This is a genomic window from Stenotrophomonas sp., from assembly GCF_032103445.1.
Classification (GTDB): Bacteria; Pseudomonadota; Gammaproteobacteria; order Xanthomonadales; family Xanthomonadaceae; genus Stenotrophomonas.
The window spans coordinates 15,510-30,696 of the sequence record NZ_DAMDFR010000027.1 but is presented as its reverse complement, the minus strand read 5'-3'; the positions used below and the strand labels follow the sequence as shown (position 1 = coordinate 30,696).

The window sequence follows — 15,187 nt, the reverse complement described above, 5'->3', positions numbered from 1 at the left end:
ATGCTGTCGGCCGTCGTCTTGCGACCGACGCTACCGGGTCATGCGTTGGAGCAGCCGGGACGCGCCCGCGTTTACGTCAGATCAGCACCCGCATCTCCCTCAGGCTCGAGCGCCTTCACCAGCACGGCAGCCTGGGTGCGGCTGTGGCATTCGAGCTTTTTGAGAATGGCAGTCACATGCACCTTCACGGTGTTTTCGGCCAATCCCAGTTCGTAGGCGATCTGCTTGTTGAGCAGGCCGTCGGCCAGGCACAGCAGCACGCGGAACTGCTGCGGGGTGAGCTGGGCGAGGCGGGCGGCGAGCAGGGCGTCGGATTCGCTGCGCTCGGGGGCCATGGCGGGGAACCAGAGGCCACCGTCGAGAACGGCTTCCACAGCCTGGCCGATGGTTTCGGCCGGGGCGGATTTGGGGATGAAGCCGGCGGCACCGAACTGCTGGGCGCGGCGGATGACACGGGGGTGGTCGTTGGAGGAGACGATGACGACCGGGATGTCGGGGTGCGAGCCGCGTACGTGCAGCAGGGAGGAGAAGCCGCGTGCGCCGGGCATGGTGAGGTCGAGCAGGACCAGTTCGATTTCGGGGTTCTGATCGAGGGCCGTTTCGAGGGCGGAGGCGCTGGCGACTTCGATGACCCTGGCACCGGGGAGCGATTGGTGCAGGGAGTGGACGACGGCGGCGCGGAGGAGCGGGTGGTCGTCGGCGACTAGCAGGGTCAGGGCATCCATGGGGGGATTGTACGGGGTGCGTTGGGGTGGTGTTGGGCTTCGTTCCGGGGTCATGCGTTACAGGGCCGATGGATGTTATCGGCCGTCGTCTTGCGACCGACGCTACCAAAGCAGGAAAAGCGTGGGAATCAGGCGATGCGGGCAGTGCGGGCACAGCGGCCAGCGTGGGCAGCGTGTCCGAAGTTGCCCGGGACGATCACGGGTTCGGCGGGAGCATGCTGCCGCGCCATGCGTCGAGGAACTGGCGGCGTTTGAGGGCGTCGAGATAGACCAGCAGGCCGGGGCCGAGCTGGATGGGGCGGTAGCTGCGCTCGGGTGCGCCGCCGGGTTGCTGGGGGCGCTGGGCGGGCAGGATCGGCATCAGGCGGGCTTCGCGGGAAAGCACCTGCTGGCCGCGGGGCGAAAGCACGTAGTCGAGGAAGCGGCGGGCTTCGTCGGGGTGACGGCTGCTGCGCGGGATGATCGCGGTGCGCAGCACGACGAGGGTGTAGTCCTCGGGTTCGATGATGCCGAGCGGTTCGCCAGCGTCGATGCGGGCCTGGGCGTAGGAGCCGAGTACGTTGTAGACCAGTGACAAGCGACCGCTGCTTACCGCGTCCAGCAGCACGCCGGTGCGCTCTTCGAGCTCGACCTGGTTGTCGCCCATTGCGCCCAGCAGTGCGCCCGCCATGCTGCCGCGCTGGGTGTCCTGGGTGGCCAGCAGGTAACCGACGCTGCTGCGCTGCACGTCATAGGTGCCGACCTTGCCAGCCAACGGGGCGTCGGGGGCGCGCAGCAGCTCCAGCAGCTGACGACGGGTGTGGGGCACCCGCGCCTTGGGCAGGGTGCGGGTGTTGTAGACCATGGCCACCGGCTCGTAGCTGATGCCGAAGGCCTCATGTCGCCACTGCGCCCAGTCCGGCAGCGCCTCGGTCTGCGCGGAACGATGCGCCAGCGCATAGCCTTCGTTGACCAGCTTGGTCTGCAGGTCCATGCCGCTGCTGATCAGCATGTCCGGCCCATTCGGGCCGTTACGCTCGTTCAAGTAACGCGCGTACATGTCCTGGGTGATGATGTCTTCGTAGACGATCTCGGTGCCGGGATACAGGCGCTGGTAATCGGCAATGACGGTGCCGAACACCTCGATGTCGGTGGACCCATGGATGCGCAGCTGGGCCAGCACCGGGCCTTTGGCCGGGAAGCGCTGCACGTCACCGGGCGCGGCGAGCGCGGTGCCCGCGAAGAAGAGCAGAAACAGGGAAATCAGCGCCTTCATGTATTCCGTCCGGGCAGTGTCAAAGTAGCCACCAACCCACCGCCGGGCCGGTTGCTCAGGTCGATATGGCCGCCATGGCTGTCCACCACGCGTTTGACGATGGCCAGCCCCAGCCCTGCCCCACCGGCGGCCGCGCCTTCGCCACGGGCGAAACGCTCGAACACGCGCTCGGCATCGGCGGGCGCAATGCCCGGGCCGTGGTCGGCAATGGTGAGTACGAAACACTTGCGGTCGGCGGTGAGCGCCACCTGCAGGTCGCCGGGACCGCCGTACTTGAGCGCGTTGTCGATCAGGTTCTTGATCGCCTCGCGCAGCAGCAGCGCATCGCCGTTGACGCTGGCGGAGGTAACGCCCACCGCCAGCTGCACGCGTGGGGCCGGACCAGCCTGTGGCAGGGCTTCATGCAGGGCCTGGTGCACGGTTTCCACCAGATCCACCGGCGCGAAGCGCTGCAGGTTGGAGCGGTGAATGACGCTGGCGTCGCTGAGCAGCTGGTTCAGCAGGCGGCTCATATGGGTCGCGTTGCGCTCGATGGCGACGAGGCTGCGGCGCATGTCCTCCGGGTCGTCATCATCCAGCGCCAGCTGAGCCTGCGCACGCAGCGCAGCCAGTGGGGTGCGCATCTGGTGCGCGGCCTCGGCCATGAACGCGCGCAGGGTCTCATTGCTGCTGGAAAGTCGGCCCATGAAGCGGTTCAGCGCGGCCACCATCTGGTCCATCTCACGAGGCACGCGCGCATCCAAGGGGCTCAGGTCGGACGGCTCGCGCCGCGACAGCTCGCGCTCCACCTTCACCAGCGGCCGGAACGCGCGGTGCACACCGAACGCCACCAGCGCCAACGACAGCAGCGACAGCACGCCGATGGCGATCAGCGAGCGGTTGACCATGTCCTGCGCCAGGGCCTCGCGTGCGCGCCTGGTCTGGCCGACCTGCACGCGCACCTCCACCTGGGTGGACGGCGAGGACACACGACGTGACACCACTACGAAGCGCACGGTTTCACCGCTGTACGGTGCGTCGAACAGCTGCGGCTGGTCGGTGGGTTCACGCGGTGGCGCAGGCAGGTCTTCGTAGCCGGTCACGGTCTGGTTGTGGGCGTCGAACACGCGGTAGAACACGCGGTCTTCCGGAGCCATCGACAGCAGATCAAGCGAGGCATACGGCAGGTCCACCTGCCACTGGGCCTCCACCAGCGCGACTGAGTCGATGATGGAAAGCGCAGACGACACCAGCAGGTGGTCGTAGGAGCGATTGGCGGCACGCTGGCCGTAGTCGCGCGCGGCAAACAGCAACGCCACCGCGAACACCGCCAGCAACGCCCCCAGATACAGGGTGAGCGTGCGCCGCAGGGAACCTGGCGCGGCCTCAACGGCTGCCATCGCCGCCCTCTTCCGCCGCTTCCAGCATATATCCACTGCCACGCACGGTGACGATTCGCACCGGTGCGTCAGCCAGCTTGCGACGCAAGCGGCCTACATAGAGCTCAATGGCATTGGGGCCGGCTTCGTCATCGAAACCAAACAGGCCATTGGCGATTTCATCTTTGCCGACGACCTGCCCCAACCGACCCATCAGAATTTCCAGCAAACGGAACTCGCGGTTGGGAAGTTCAATCGGCGTGCCATCCAGCGACACGCGGTGCGAGGCGTTGTCGAACTGGAAGCCGCCAATCTGCACCACTTCACTGGCCTGCCCGCGTGCGCGCCGCAGCAGCACGCGGCAGCGCGCCTCGAACTCGCGGAAGTCGAACGGCTTGCCCAGATAGTCATCCGCGCCCACGTCCAGCGCCTGCACGCGGTCTTCAATGCCATCGCGCGCGGTCAGCATCAGTACCGGCGTGGCATCGCCACGCTCACGCATGCCGGCCAGCACGCGCAGGCCATCCAGCTTGGGCAGGCCGATGTCCAGCACCACCAGGTCGAAGCTCTGGTAGCGCAGCACGCTCGCAGCGGCCAAGCCGTCGTTCTGCCAGTCCACCGCGTGGCCGCTGCGGCGCATGCGGCGGACGATGGCGTCGGCCAGGTCCGGGTTGTCTTCCACCAGCAGAATGCGCATCGGCCACAAACGTTCAAAGGTGCCCAGATGCTAGCGCGTAGCGGGCCTTCCGTGGTTACGCTGCGGCGCAACAATGGCTGACAGGTGGATGACAGCTTCCCGGTACTAGGCTGCGCCATCCCACCTCCCCCACGGTGCGGATGTTTCGACCTACAACGTACCTGGGAGGGTGCATGTCTTTCGATTTCCTGCGCTGGCGCGGGCTGGCCGCCTGCACCCTGCTGTTTCCCCTGGCACCGCTGTGGGCTGCCGAAGCGGCCGATGACGACCGACCGGTGACCGCCACGTTCGGCGGCCGCCTGCACCTGGACTTTGCCGACTTCGACAACGACAGCCGCGGCACCCCGAACAAGGACGACACCGAGGTCCGTCGCGCCTGGCTGGACATGTCCGGCAGGTTCTTCGTGGTCGACTACAAGCTGGAAGCGGACTTCTCCGGCGACCGTGTGGAAGCCAAGGACGTTTACGTCAGCCGCGACTTCAGCGGCGGCAAGCTCACCGTGGGTCAGTTCAAGCAGTACTTCTCGCTGGACGACCGCACCGGTTCCAACTACGGCAGCTTCCTGGAACGCGGCAACGCCGGCACCACGCTGGCCCCGCTGTACCGGCTGGGTGCGTCCTGGCAGGCCGCACGCAACGACATGACCTGGGCGGCCAGCGCGTACAGCCTGGAGAGCATTGATGCCTGGCAGGTGAAGGGCCGCGCGGCCGGCGGCCGTGTGACCTGGGCCCCGGGGGCCACCGCCGGCGACGTGCTGCACCTGGGCCTGTCACTGGCGCACGAGCGCTACGACAATCCGGGTGCGAACGGCGTGCCCGGGCTGAAGATCCGCCCGCGCCCGGCGGGCCATCTGAGCGACAACAGCCGCCTGACCCTGGTCGATTTCTCGGCCGGTCGCGACACCGACGTCAACAAGTGGTCGATGGAGTACGCGCAGGTGCGCGGCCCGATCTCCTGGCAGGGCGAGTTCAGCGGGGCCACCTTCGACGACGGCATGCAGCGCGGCAAGGTGCTCGCCGGCTACGGCATGCTCAGCTGGTTCGTCACCGGCGAATCGCGTGCTTACGACAGCAAGACCGGTCGCTTTGCCCGCGTGAAGAACATCCAGCACAAGGCCGGTGCCTTCGAGCTGGCGCTGCGCTACGACCAGATGCGTGGTGACCAGCACCTGATTGGCCAGCCGGACCTGCGCGACGGCCGCACCGAAGCCTGGACGCTGGGCGGCAACTGGTACATGCGCCCGAACCTGCGCTTCATGTTGAACCTGATTGACAGCCGTAACCGCGACCAGCTTGCGGGCACCACGGTTGACCACACCCGCGCGGTCACCGGCCGCCTGCAGTTCGATTTCTAACCCCTCGTTTTAAGGAGTCCGCAGATGATGCTCAGCATCCTCGGCTTTGGCATGGTCATTACGTTCATGTACTTGATCATGAGCAAACGGCTGTCGCCACTGGTGGCACTGATCACCATTCCGATCATCTTCGCCCTGATTGGCGGCTTCGCCACCGGGCTGGACGAGATGATGCTGGATGGCATCAAGAAGATCGCGCCGACTGGCGTGATGCTGATGTTCGCCATTCTGTACTTCGGGGTGATGATCGACGCTGGCCTGTTTGACCCGCTGGTGCGGATCATCCTGCGCCTGGTCAAGGGCGACCCGATGAAGATCGTCCTCGGCACCGCCGCGCTGGCGATGCTGATCTCGCTGGATGGCGATGGCTCGACCACCTACATGATCACCGTGTCCGCCATGCTGCCGCTGTATCAGCGCCTGGGCATGAGCGCGCTGAACATGACCTGCGTGACTATCCTCGCCGGCGGCGTGATGAACCTCACCCCGTGGGGCGGCCCGACCGCACGTGCCGCCACCGCGTTGCACGTGGACCCGGCCGATGTGTTCGTGCCGCTGATTCCGGCGATGGTGCTGGCCTGCGCCTCGGTACTGCTGCTGGCGTGGTACCTGGGCCTGAAGGAGCGTCGCCGCCTGGGTGTGGTCACCCTGCCAAGCGGCGGCACCTGGATGGATGCCAGCGTGTCTGACGACGGCGCCCTGCCCACCGTGGAAGACGCCGAGGACACCAAGCGGCCGAAGCTGCTGTGGGTCAACTTTGCCCTGACCCTGGCACTGATGGTGGCGCTGGTGATGGGCGTGCTGCCGATGCCGGTGCTGTTCATGGTCGGCTTCGCCATTGCGCTGGTGATCAATTACCCGAACCTGGCCGAGCAGCGCCGCCGCGTAGTCAACCACGCCGGCAATGTGCTGTCGGTGGTGTCGCTGATCTTCGCCGCGGGCATCTTCACCGGCATCCTCAACAACACCGGCATGGTCGAGGCGATGTCGCGCAGCTTCCTGGCGGTGATTCCGGATGCCTGGGGCCCGTACCTCGCTGTGATCACGGCGATTGCGTCGATGCCGTTCACCTTCTTCATGTCCAACGATGCGTTCTACTTCGGCGTGCTGCCGATCCTGTCCGAAGCGGCAGGCAACTACGGCATCACCCCGGTGGAAATGGCACGCGCCTCGCTGGCCGGCCAGCCGGTGCATCTGCTCAGCCCGCTGGTGCCTTCGACCTATCTGCTGGTTGGGTTGGCCAAGGTGGATTTTGCCGATCACCAGAAGTTCACCCTGAAGTGGGCGGTGATGGTGTCGCTGGTGTTGATGGTCGGCAGCCTGATCTGCGGCCTGTATCCCTTTGCTTCCTGATTGCTGACAGGAGATTCGCATGACGCTTCGCATCGCATATGTAACCAGTGGCATGGGCAGTGTGGGCACCGCCATCTGCCAGAAGCTGGCCCGCAACGGCCACACCGTGGTCGCCGGCTGCGCCCCGAACTCTCCGCGCAAGGCGGCATGGCTGCGCGAGCAGCGCGAGCTGGGCTTTGATTTCATCGCCTCCGAAGGCAACGCGGCGGACTGGCAGTCCACGGTGGCCGCCTTCACCAAGGTCAAGGCCGAGGTCGGTGAGATCGACGTGCTGGTCAACAACGCCGGCGGCAGCCGTGACGTGCTGTTCCGGCAGATGAGCCAGGACGACTGGAACGCGGTGATGGGCTCGAACCTGCATGCATTGTTCAACATCACCAAGCAGGTGATCGACGGCATGGCCGCGCGCGGCTGGGGCCGCATCGTCAACATTGGCTCGGTGAGCGCGCACAAGGGCCAGATCGGGCAGGTCAACTTCGCCACCGCCAAGGCGGCGATGCATGGGTTCAGCCGGGCGCTGGCCAATGAAGTGGCCACGCGCGGGGTGACCGTGAACACCATCTCGCCGGGATACATCGCCAGCCAGTCGATCAGCAGCTTCCCGCCGGATGTGCTGGATCGGTTGGCAGGTTCGGTACCGATCCGGCGCCTGGGCAAGCCGGAGGAAGTGGCCAGCCTGTGTGCCTGGTTGGCGTCGGATGATGCCGCGTACGTGACCGGGGCGGATTACGCCGTCAACGGCGGATTGCACATGTTCTGAGCGATTGCACCCGTCCCCGGGCGGGTGCAATCTGCGGAAATGGGACCGGTGACGACATTTGACCGCGCAGTCGGAATGATCTCAACCCACTGATCTTCTTCAGCTTTCATGTAAGCCCTGAACTACCTGCTGGCTGCCATCGAATCCGGGACACATTCTTACCGGCATGGAACATCCAAGCGGCAGGGGCGCAGAAATGGCTAAAAAAATACTGACGGATAAGGAGCTCGCTGAAGCCAGCTACGCTCGGTTCGGTCCAGCAGGCATCACGATGGACGTACGGGGGTTTCTGGCAACGCGGGAGGGGCAGCGCCTGCTGAAGCGTATTCACGAAGCAGCACAAGCGCTCTCAAACAAGCCGCAGAAGCGCAGGCCCTGAAGCAGATCCCGGGGCACGGACGCCATGCCATTCAACCAGCTCTTGCTTCCTTTGCTTGGCGGCTATGTACTCGTCGCCTACGCCAACTGCTTCATCTACTGGTCATCGCGCCAGTCCAAGGAGCAGCTCCTGCTGGCTTCCGCCTTTGCCGGCGCGCTGCTTGCTCTGGTATCCCGCGTCATAACGCTGCTGGTCGCAAGCACCCATTGGGGCAAGGACATCCACCGCGTGCTGCACGCTCACGTTCCGTACGACGGCATCGGAACGGCGGCACTTTCACTCGCACTTGGGACGCTCTTGGTCTTTTGGATCAACCGCTCATGGTCAATCCCAGAGGCAGGCCGCTGGCTGTACGGCAGAGGCACCCTCACCCAGCTTGAAGCTCTGTTCTTTGCGAGCTTCAATGGTAGCGTTCCATTTGATGGCGCTGTGTTCCGTTCTCTACCCGTAGAGCTCGCGCTGAGGATGACCGCGGCAGTCCCGATTCTTGGCTACCCCCTCAGAAAGCGACTTGAAGCGCGGAGGCAATGGCGAGTCATCACGCATTACGACGACGTCTCGCGAACCGCCAGCCCGGCACCCATCATGGTGTCGATGCGCGATAGAAAAGTGTACGTCGGTCTTCTAAGGCAGGCACCAAGCTTCAAGGCTGCGAGCATGTCCCACCTCAACCTTGAGGTACTGCTGGGTGGGTACAGAGACAAGGACGATCTCAGCGTTCACTTCACGGATGATTACACGGCAGTATTCACAGCCCACCACCAGACACAATCGCCACCGGCCACACTTGAGCAAATCCCGACGATTCCCTCGTTCAAGGTGCTTCCCGTTTCTGAAATAGCAAGCGCAAGTCTCTTTGACCCAGCCATTCTTGAGAGTATCCAGATGGGGATTGGCGACATTTCAGAAGCTGATGCGACAGCGCCAGCCGCACCTCGCCTGCGGCAATGGATAGCTCGGATATTCTCCGGACTGTAACCCAGCTACTCCGCCGCCAGCTGATCCATCCGGATGCGGTTGGCAAACAGCGAGAACGCCAGCATCCCAGCTAGCCCGTTGGCGCGGCTGACCCAATGCGGCAGCCAGCGCGGCGGACGCAGAATGCCCTCTTCGAACAAGGGGGCGAACTCAATCGCATCGGTCAGCGACATCTTGCCGGCGAACAGCCAGCGGCAGATCTGCAGACGGTCTTCGGCCAGCATGTGCCGGAAGAAGGTGTGCACCGACACCAGTCCGCGCAGATACACGGTGTCTTTGGTAAACGCCGCCCCACCCACTGTGGGTACCCCACGGAAAACACGCTGCGCGGAAGCAAAGCTCTCTTCGTGGTTCTGCCCGGCATCGCAGAAGTAGCGGAACACCTGGATGAAGTCCGCACCTTCGCGGGCCATGGCAATCGCCTCGGTACGCAGGCTGATGCGCTTGAGCCGCTCGATGTCGATGCTGCCAGTGATCTGCTCAGCGAACGTGGCCAATCCTTCTTGGGTGGCGGTCACGCGCGGCGATGAAAGCGCCAGACTGGGCAGATGCGGCTGCTCGCGACCATTGAGCGCAGTCAGTGAGTGCACAAGCGCCTCGTGGTGGAACAGCTGCGCGCGGTCATACGCGCTGAAACGCGCACTGGTGCGCAGGCGGATGCGGGTCGGGCCCGCAGCGGCCTTGGAGATCAGATCCGGATCCAGCTGCACCTGGATGATGCGGGATTCAAAAAACGCGTCCAGATCGCTCTGCAACTGCAGCATCAGCGCGGTGGCCGAAACCGGCACCTGTTCTTCTGGGGCCAACAATTCGTGGTCCAGTTCCTGCGCGATCTGGATGAAGTGGCGCGCCGCCTCACGCGTGCTGGGCCCATGCCCGGGGAGCGGTTGTTCCGGCGCACCGTACAACTGCACCGAGTATCCATCCACTGCTGCCGTGCCCAATGACTCCAGCAGCCCAGCGGCCAGGTCCCAGCTCTGTGCGGAACGCTGCACATACTGGCCCAGCGGATGGCTGGGGTCGCACCGGTCGCTGATTTTGGCCAGCGCCTGCCGGGTCTCGCCAAAGTCCAGCTTCGGGTAGTCCACCTGCGGCAGCACCGGCTGCCCGCGCGCCACGCTGGCCAGGAAGGGGGCCTGCAGCGCGGCGGGCCAGCTGGTCAGCCCCAGCAGTTTGATGTCGCCCACAGCCTCCACCAGCTGCGCATCCAGCTGGGTGTGGTAGGCCACGTCACGGTCCGCGGTGATCGGAGCGGTGTTCATGGGCGGACATTAACAGGATCAATGACTTCGGTGGGCAAAGGCGACAGCCCTCACTTGCTTATGACTATTTTTAGCCTACATTAGGACCATATCTAGCCACGCCGAGCCACGCTATGTCCTCCACCGCCAACAGCTTTCGTGTGCAGTTGCGCACTGCCCCTCTGACAGAACGGGTCCGCATTGAGCGTGAGGGTGTCCCCTATCAGGTGGTGAAAGGCCTGATCGACGACGTGTTTGAAAGCAGCGCCGATTTCCAGGTGTTCGTGCGCATTCCCAAGGCCACCTTCACCAAAAAGATGCGCGACAAGGCATTGTTCGGCGGCACGCCCGGGCAATCGGTGGTCGGCCTGATGGAGCTCATCAACAAGGTCGAAGACATGCTGGCGGCTGAAACCGACAACGCCGAGGCGCGCGACTTCGATGTGCAGAAGTGGGTGGGTGAGTGGATCCAGCGGCCGCAGCCGGCGCTCGGCGGGCTGGCTCCGGCGGAACTGATGGACACGCCCAGCGGGCGCGACTCGGTGATGCGGGTACTGGGGGCCATCCAGAGCGGTGCGTATCAGTGAAGCTGGCGCGGATCGGCTCCACGGGGCCTACCTGGCGGCCGGACGATCTCAGCGGCGTCGGTGCTGCTTACTCACCCGGTCGCTGGAACAAGCAAGGGCAGGCCGTGGTGTACGCCGCACCCACCCTGGCGATGGCCGTGCTGGAGACGGCCGCGCACATCGATGACAGCGGCTTGCCGTTGAACAAGTATGTGATCGAGATCGACGTGCCGGACGATGTATGGGCAGCACGGCGGATCATCAGCGCCGATGTCCTGCCGAGTGGCTGGGACGCGATTCCGCATGGCGTGGTGTCGGTGGAGGCCGGTTCGGCGTGGTACCTGTCGCAGGGTCAGGCGCTGGTGGAGCTGCCGTCGGTGATCGTACCGGAGGAGACGGTGGTGCTGATCAATGCGCAGCATGCGGATGCACAACGGATCACCGCGCGGGCGACGCAGCGATTGCAGTACAACCTGTTGTTTCGGGCCCGCTGATCAACGCCGGCGCGGCTTGCCCGCAGGGCGGAACTGCTGGCCCCTGCCCTTGCCGCGCTCCTGTGCGGTTTCGGCCTGGCGTACGGCCAGCTTGGCGGCGGCCGCGGCCACCTCTTCTTTCAGCTTGAAGTAGTTGAGCAGGCGCTCTTCGTCCAGTTCGCCGGCGTCAATGGCCGCGCGCACCGCGCAGCCGGGTTCACTCTGATGCGCACAGTCGCGGAAGCGACACTGCGCGGCCAGCGCTTCCACATCGGCGAAGCCACCCTCGCTCAACGCCTCTTCGCCGGTGGGCTTGAGTTCGCGCATGCCGGGGGTATCGATCAGGCAGGCCCCGGCCGGCAGCGGCATCAGCGCGCGGTGGGTGGTGGTATGCCGGCCCTTGGAGTCGTTCTCGCGCACATCGGCGGTTTTCATCCGCTGCTCGCCCAACAGGGTGTTGGTCAGCGTGCTCTTGCCCGCCCCGGAGGAACCGACCAGCACCACGGTCCGGCCCGGGCCCAGCCAGGGCAGCAGCGCGCTGGCGCTCTCTGGATCTTTGCCGTTGATCGCCAGCAGCGGAATATCCTGCGCGGCCAGCTCTTCCAGCACATCCAGCGCGTCCTGGCTGTACTCGGTCTGGTCGGCCTTGGTCAGCACCACCACCGGCTGTGCGCCGCCCCCGCCGACCAGCAGCAGGTAGCGCTCAATACGACGCGGATTGAAGTCGGCATCCAGCCCACAGACGATGAACACGGTATCGATGTTGGCCGCGATCACCTGCTGGTGGTAGTGCTCACCGGCCGCGCCGCGCTTGATCGCGGTGCGCCGGGGCAGCAGCGCGACAATCTTGATGCCCTCCAGCAGTACCCAGTCGCCCACCGCCGCGCGTTCATGGCTGGGGAAGCGCGGGCGCTGCCACTCGGGCGGAGATTCGGTCTTGAGGGCGGCCTCTGGGGCATCGGCCACTACGTAACCGGTGCGGTGCTGCTCGATCACCCGGCCCGGACGGGCCTGTGGGTGCGCCGCGAACAAGGCCTGCCAGGCAGGCAGTTCAGGGGCCCCTGGCCAGGGCCAGCCAATGGTCTGCAGGGCGCGGTAATCGATCGGGTCGGTCATCCTGCGCATTCTACCCTTGAGGCATGGCCGGCAACTGCCCGCCAGTGCTCAGGATTTGCCCCCGAGGGGCTTGCCCTGCGTCGCACCATTTCCGCTACCATGCGATTTCCATGCCCAACCTGGCCCAGCCATGTCAACGCCACCGCTGAAGCCGCTCGCCACCCGCGAGCGCCTGTCCGAAGTCCGCTACGAGATCCGGGGCGAACTGGCACGACGAGCGCGTGAGCTGGAAGCCCAGGGCCGCACCCTGATCAAGCTGAACATCGGCAACCCCGGCAACTTCGGCTTCCGCGCGCCGGAACACCTGCAGCGCGCGATTGCCGACGACATGGGCCGCACCGATCCCTATACCCACCAGCAGGGCCTGCCGGTCGCGCGCGAGGCCATTGCCGCTGCGTATGCCCGCCGCGGCGCACCGGACGCACACCCGGACCGGGTGTTCATTGGCAACGGCGTCAGCGAACTGATCGACCTGTCGCTGCGCGCCCTGCTCAACCCGGGCGATGAAGTGCTGGTGCCCTCGCCGGACTACCCGCTGTGGTCGGCCGCCACCATCCTCAACGACGGTCGGCCCGTGTATTACCGCTGCGCCCCGGAGAACGGCTTCCAGCCCGACCCGAGCGAGATTGAAACCCTGGTGTCCTCGCGCACCCGCGCGATCGTCCTGATCAACCCGAACAATCCCAGCGGCGCAAGCTACCCGCGCGAGCTGCTGGAGCGCATTGTTGAGATCGCGCGCAAGCACAACCTGCTGCTGATGGTCGATGAAATCTACGACCAGATCCTCTACGACGGCGCGCAGTTCCAGCCGGTGGCACCGCTGGCCGGCGATCATCCCTGCATCACCTTCAGCGGACTGAGCAAGGTCCACCGCGCCTGCGGCTGGCGCGTGGGCTGGGCGATGCTGTCCGGTGCCGCCGAACAGCTGGGCGAGTTCCGCGCGGCGATGGACCTGCTGAGCGCGCTGCGCCTGTGCGCGAACGTGCCGGGCCAGTACGCCATCGACGCGGCGGTGAACGGACCGGACACCATTTCCGAGCTCTGTGCCCCGGGCGGCCGCCTGTATGAAACCCGCCGCGCCGTGATTGAAGCCTGCAACGCCAGCGAGCACCTGTCGCTGGTGGCTCCTGCCGGTGCGCTGTACGCCTTCCCGGCGGTGGTCGGTGCGGCGGCGAAAGCCTTCGACGACCACGACTTCGCGCTGGAACTGATGAACGAGGAAGGCGTGCTGGTGGTGCCGGGTTCAAGCTTCAACGTGCCCTACCGCCACCACTTCCGCGTCACCCTGCTGCCCGAAGCGAGCGTGATGCGCGACGTGTTCGCTCGCATCGACCGTGCCTTGGCGCGCCGTGCCGAGGCCAACACCAAGGTGGTGCCGCTCAAGCCGCGCAGCGTGGCCTGAACGATGGCGCTGCGTTACCTGGCGCTGGGCGATTCGTACACCATTGGTGAGGGCGTGGCGGTCGAAGGCCGCTGGCCGATGCAGTTGGCCGCCGCATTGCGCGCGAACGGCGTGGACATCGCGGACCCGCAGATCATCGCCACCACCGGCTGGACCACAGACGAGCTGGCCGCCGGCATTGATGCGGCGGCACCGCAGGGGCCGTTTGATCTGGTCACCCTGCTGATCGGGGTGAACAATCAGTATCGCGGGCGATCGGTTGACGAGTACCGCAGCGAATTCACCGCACTGCTCGAACGCGCGCTTGGCTTTGCTGGGCAGCGCGCGCAGCGGGTGCTGGTACTGGCGATTCCGGACTGGGGCGTGACCCCGTTTGCCGCCGGCTCCGGGCGCGACGTGGCGCAGATCGCACGCGAGCTGGACAGCTATAACGCGGTGGCAGCCGCCGTCTGCGCCGAACACGACATTGCCTTCATCGACACCGCCCCGGTCAGCCGCGCACGCGGTGGCGAGGCGGCCATGCTGGCCGACGACGGCCTGCATCCTTCCGCCGCGCTGTATACCCACTGGTTCCAGCAGGCGTATCCGGTCGCGTACCGGAACTTGAACAACGAGGTACTCCCCTGAGCACGGACGCCCTACCACTGGCCAGGGAACAGGCCCGCCGCATCGCTGACGCCTTCATGCCGGCGCAGCGCTTCGGCAACCGGCGCGACTATTACTACACCCGCGGCAAGCTGGGCAGCGACCCGCTGTTCCCCGGCGTGCTGGGTGCGCTGCGCGGCGACACCCAACCGCTGCTCGACATCGGCTGCGGGTTGGGCCTTCTGGCGCATGTACTGCGCCAGGACGGCCAGACCATGCCCTACCTGGGCGTGGACGTGGATGCGGACAAGATCGCCCGGGCCGTGCGCGCCGACCGCCGCGCCGGTTTGGCTGACACCGGATTTGACGTGGTGGACGCCAGTGCAGCCCTGCCGGCACACCAGGGCAGCGTGGCCCTGCTGGACGTCCTGCAGTACCTGCCAGCGGCGGCACAGCCGCAATTGCTGGCGGGCGCCGCCGCGCGCGTGGCACCGGGCGGTCGGCTGGTGATCCGCACCGTGCTGGCCGACAACAGCGGTCGCGACCGTACTACCCGCATCACCGACATGCTGGCGCATCTGGTCGGCTGGATGGGCACCCGCCCCCGCCACTACCCCGACGCCGCCAGTGTGCGTGCGCCACTGGAAGCGGCGGGGCTGCACCTGCAGATGACACCGCTGTACGGCAACACCCCGTTCAACAACTGGCTGTTCACCGCCACGCGCGGCTGAGCATGCAGGCCGGTCCGCGTCATTCCGCGTTGGGCATCACCGCACTGGTGGTGAGCCTGTGTGCGCTGGTGGTGTTCGCGGTCACCGCACAGGTGGCACATCGCCCTGCCTATGAAGACATGCAGGAAGTGCCGCTGGCCTTGCTGGTGCTGCTGTTCGTTGGACTGGGCCTGAGCGTGCTGGCGTTGCTGCTGGGCATTGGCAGCGCGCTGC

At 65.8% G+C, this 15,187-nt stretch carries 15 protein-coding genes; 9 read left to right on the top strand and 6 right to left on the bottom strand.

Annotated elements, in window-relative coordinates:
• Nucleotides 1–71: 71 nt before the first annotated feature.
• The 4 genes from RT551_RS11510 to RT551_RS11495 all read right to left on the bottom strand — a co-directional run bounded on the left by RT551_RS11510 (nucleotide 72) and on the right by RT551_RS11495 (nucleotide 4,035).
• Nucleotides 72–725 (bottom strand): response regulator transcription factor, encoded by a 654-nt coding sequence (locus RT551_RS11510; RefSeq protein ID WP_313458705.1) that lies wholly within the window; start codon nucleotides 723–725, stop codon nucleotides 72–74.
• A 196-nt stretch (nucleotides 726–921) separates the two neighbouring features.
• Nucleotides 922–1,980: an ABC transporter substrate-binding protein gene (locus RT551_RS11505; RefSeq protein ID WP_313458702.1), complete on the bottom strand. Its 1,059-nt coding sequence runs from the start codon at nucleotides 1,978–1,980 to the stop codon at nucleotides 922–924.
• A complete protein-coding gene (locus RT551_RS11500) occupies nucleotides 1,977–3,359 on the bottom strand; it encodes a sensor histidine kinase N-terminal domain-containing protein (RefSeq protein ID WP_313458699.1) in 1,383 nt (460 codons plus the stop codon). The genes RT551_RS11505 and RT551_RS11500 overlap by 4 nt, the downstream gene beginning before the upstream one ends.
• A complete protein-coding gene (locus RT551_RS11495) occupies nucleotides 3,346–4,035 on the bottom strand; it encodes a response regulator transcription factor (protein ID WP_313458697.1) in 690 nt (229 codons plus the stop codon). Before RT551_RS11495 ends, RT551_RS11500 begins: the two co-directional genes overlap by 14 nt.
• 173 nt (nucleotides 4,036–4,208) lie before the next feature.
• Here RT551_RS11495 and RT551_RS11490 point away from each other — a divergent pair, with 173 nt between their 5' ends.
• From RT551_RS11490 to RT551_RS11475, 4 genes are all read left to right on the top strand, one after another.
• Nucleotides 4,209–5,390: a porin gene (locus tag RT551_RS11490; protein ID WP_313458695.1), complete on the top strand. Its 1,182-nt coding sequence runs from the start codon at nucleotides 4,209–4,211 to the stop codon at nucleotides 5,388–5,390.
• Nucleotides 5,391–5,417: 27 nt separating this feature from the next.
• Entirely contained in the window at nucleotides 5,418–6,743 is a 1,326-nt protein-coding gene (locus RT551_RS11485) for a CitMHS family transporter (protein ID WP_125359632.1), read from the top strand.
• A 19-nt stretch (nucleotides 6,744–6,762) separates the two neighbouring features.
• A complete protein-coding gene (gene phbB, locus RT551_RS11480) occupies nucleotides 6,763–7,503 on the top strand; it encodes an acetoacetyl-CoA reductase (RefSeq protein WP_311192528.1) in 741 nt (246 codons plus the stop codon).
• Nucleotides 7,504–7,906: 403 nt separating this feature from the next.
• Nucleotides 7,907–8,860 carry a hypothetical protein gene (locus RT551_RS11475; RefSeq protein ID WP_313458691.1) on the top strand — a complete coding sequence of 318 codons (954 nt, stop codon included), beginning with the start codon at nucleotides 7,907–7,909 and terminating at the stop codon, nucleotides 8,858–8,860.
• A gap of 5 nt (nucleotides 8,861–8,865) precedes the next feature.
• Here the strand turns inward: RT551_RS11475 and RT551_RS11470 are convergent, their stop codons facing one another.
• Nucleotides 8,866–10,122, bottom strand: coding sequence for a flavohemoglobin expression-modulating QEGLA motif protein (locus RT551_RS11470; protein ID WP_313458690.1), 1,257 nt, complete (start codon nucleotides 10,120–10,122; stop codon nucleotides 8,866–8,868).
• Nucleotides 10,123–10,235: 113 nt separating this feature from the next.
• On the opposite strand from RT551_RS11470, the gene RT551_RS11465 reads away from it, so the two are divergent.
• On the top strand, nucleotides 10,236–10,688 hold the full coding sequence (locus RT551_RS11465; RefSeq protein ID WP_313458687.1) for an antitoxin Xre/MbcA/ParS toxin-binding domain-containing protein: 453 nt from the start codon (nucleotides 10,236–10,238) through the stop codon (nucleotides 10,686–10,688).
• Nucleotides 10,685–11,161, top strand: a complete 477-nt coding sequence (locus tag RT551_RS11460; RefSeq protein ID WP_313458685.1) for an RES family NAD+ phosphorylase — start codon at nucleotides 10,685–10,687, stop codon at nucleotides 11,159–11,161. Before RT551_RS11465 ends, RT551_RS11460 begins: the two co-directional genes overlap by 4 nt.
• Here the strand turns inward: RT551_RS11460 and rsgA are convergent, their stop codons facing one another.
• Nucleotides 11,162–12,256: a ribosome small subunit-dependent GTPase A gene (rsgA, locus tag RT551_RS11455; RefSeq protein ID WP_313458682.1), complete on the bottom strand. Its 1,095-nt coding sequence runs from the start codon at nucleotides 12,254–12,256 to the stop codon at nucleotides 11,162–11,164. It lies immediately after the preceding gene.
• A 130-nt stretch (nucleotides 12,257–12,386) separates the two neighbouring features.
• Between rsgA and RT551_RS11450 the strand changes: the two genes are divergently transcribed.
• The 3 genes from RT551_RS11450 to RT551_RS11440 are packed head-to-tail and all read left to right on the top strand — an operon-like array spanning nucleotide 12,387 to nucleotide 14,974.
• On the top strand, nucleotides 12,387–13,658 hold the full coding sequence (locus RT551_RS11450) for a pyridoxal phosphate-dependent aminotransferase (protein WP_313458679.1): 1,272 nt from the start codon (nucleotides 12,387–12,389) through the stop codon (nucleotides 13,656–13,658).
• A 3-nt stretch (nucleotides 13,659–13,661) separates the two neighbouring features.
• A complete protein-coding gene (locus tag RT551_RS11445; RefSeq protein WP_313458677.1) occupies nucleotides 13,662–14,285 on the top strand; it encodes an SGNH/GDSL hydrolase family protein in 624 nt (207 codons plus the stop codon).
• Nucleotides 14,286–14,302: 17 nt separating this feature from the next.
• Nucleotides 14,303–14,974, top strand: a complete 672-nt coding sequence (locus RT551_RS11440) for a class I SAM-dependent methyltransferase (RefSeq protein ID WP_313458754.1) — start codon at nucleotides 14,303–14,305, stop codon at nucleotides 14,972–14,974.
• The last annotated feature ends 213 nt before the right edge of the window (nucleotides 14,975–15,187 follow it).

Excerpts from the sequence above, each read along its gene's own strand:
- RT551_RS11500 (WP_313458699.1), bottom strand. The coding sequence starts at position 3,359 with ATGGCAGCCGTTGAGGCCGCGCCAGGTTCCCTGCGGCGCACGCTCACC.
- RT551_RS11490 (WP_313458695.1), top strand. The coding sequence starts at position 4,209 with ATGTCTTTCGATTTCCTGCGCTGGCGCGGGCTGGCCGCCTGCACCCTG.
- rsgA (WP_313458682.1), bottom strand. The coding sequence starts at position 12,256 with ATGACCGACCCGATCGATTACCGCGCCCTGCAGACCATTGGCTGGCCC.
- RT551_RS11485 (WP_125359632.1), top strand. The coding sequence starts at position 5,418 with ATGCTCAGCATCCTCGGCTTTGGCATGGTCATTACGTTCATGTACTTG.
- RT551_RS11450 (WP_313458679.1), top strand. The coding sequence starts at position 12,387 with ATGTCAACGCCACCGCTGAAGCCGCTCGCCACCCGCGAGCGCCTGTCC.
- RT551_RS11465 (WP_313458687.1), top strand. The coding sequence starts at position 10,236 with ATGTCCTCCACCGCCAACAGCTTTCGTGTGCAGTTGCGCACTGCCCCT.
- RT551_RS11510 (WP_313458705.1), bottom strand. The coding sequence starts at position 725 with ATGGATGCCCTGACCCTGCTAGTCGCCGACGACCACCCGCTCCTCCGC.
- RT551_RS11475 (WP_313458691.1), top strand. The coding sequence starts at position 7,907 with ATGCCATTCAACCAGCTCTTGCTTCCTTTGCTTGGCGGCTATGTACTC.
- phbB (WP_311192528.1), top strand. The coding sequence starts at position 6,763 with ATGACGCTTCGCATCGCATATGTAACCAGTGGCATGGGCAGTGTGGGC.
- RT551_RS11495 (WP_313458697.1), bottom strand. The coding sequence starts at position 4,035 with ATGCGCATTCTGCTGGTGGAAGACAACCCGGACCTGGCCGACGCCATC.
- RT551_RS11505 (WP_313458702.1), bottom strand. The coding sequence starts at position 1,980 with ATGAAGGCGCTGATTTCCCTGTTTCTGCTCTTCTTCGCGGGCACCGCG.
- RT551_RS11445 (WP_313458677.1), top strand. The coding sequence starts at position 13,662 with ATGGCGCTGCGTTACCTGGCGCTGGGCGATTCGTACACCATTGGTGAG.
- RT551_RS11470 (WP_313458690.1), bottom strand. The coding sequence starts at position 10,122 with ATGAACACCGCTCCGATCACCGCGGACCGTGACGTGGCCTACCACACC.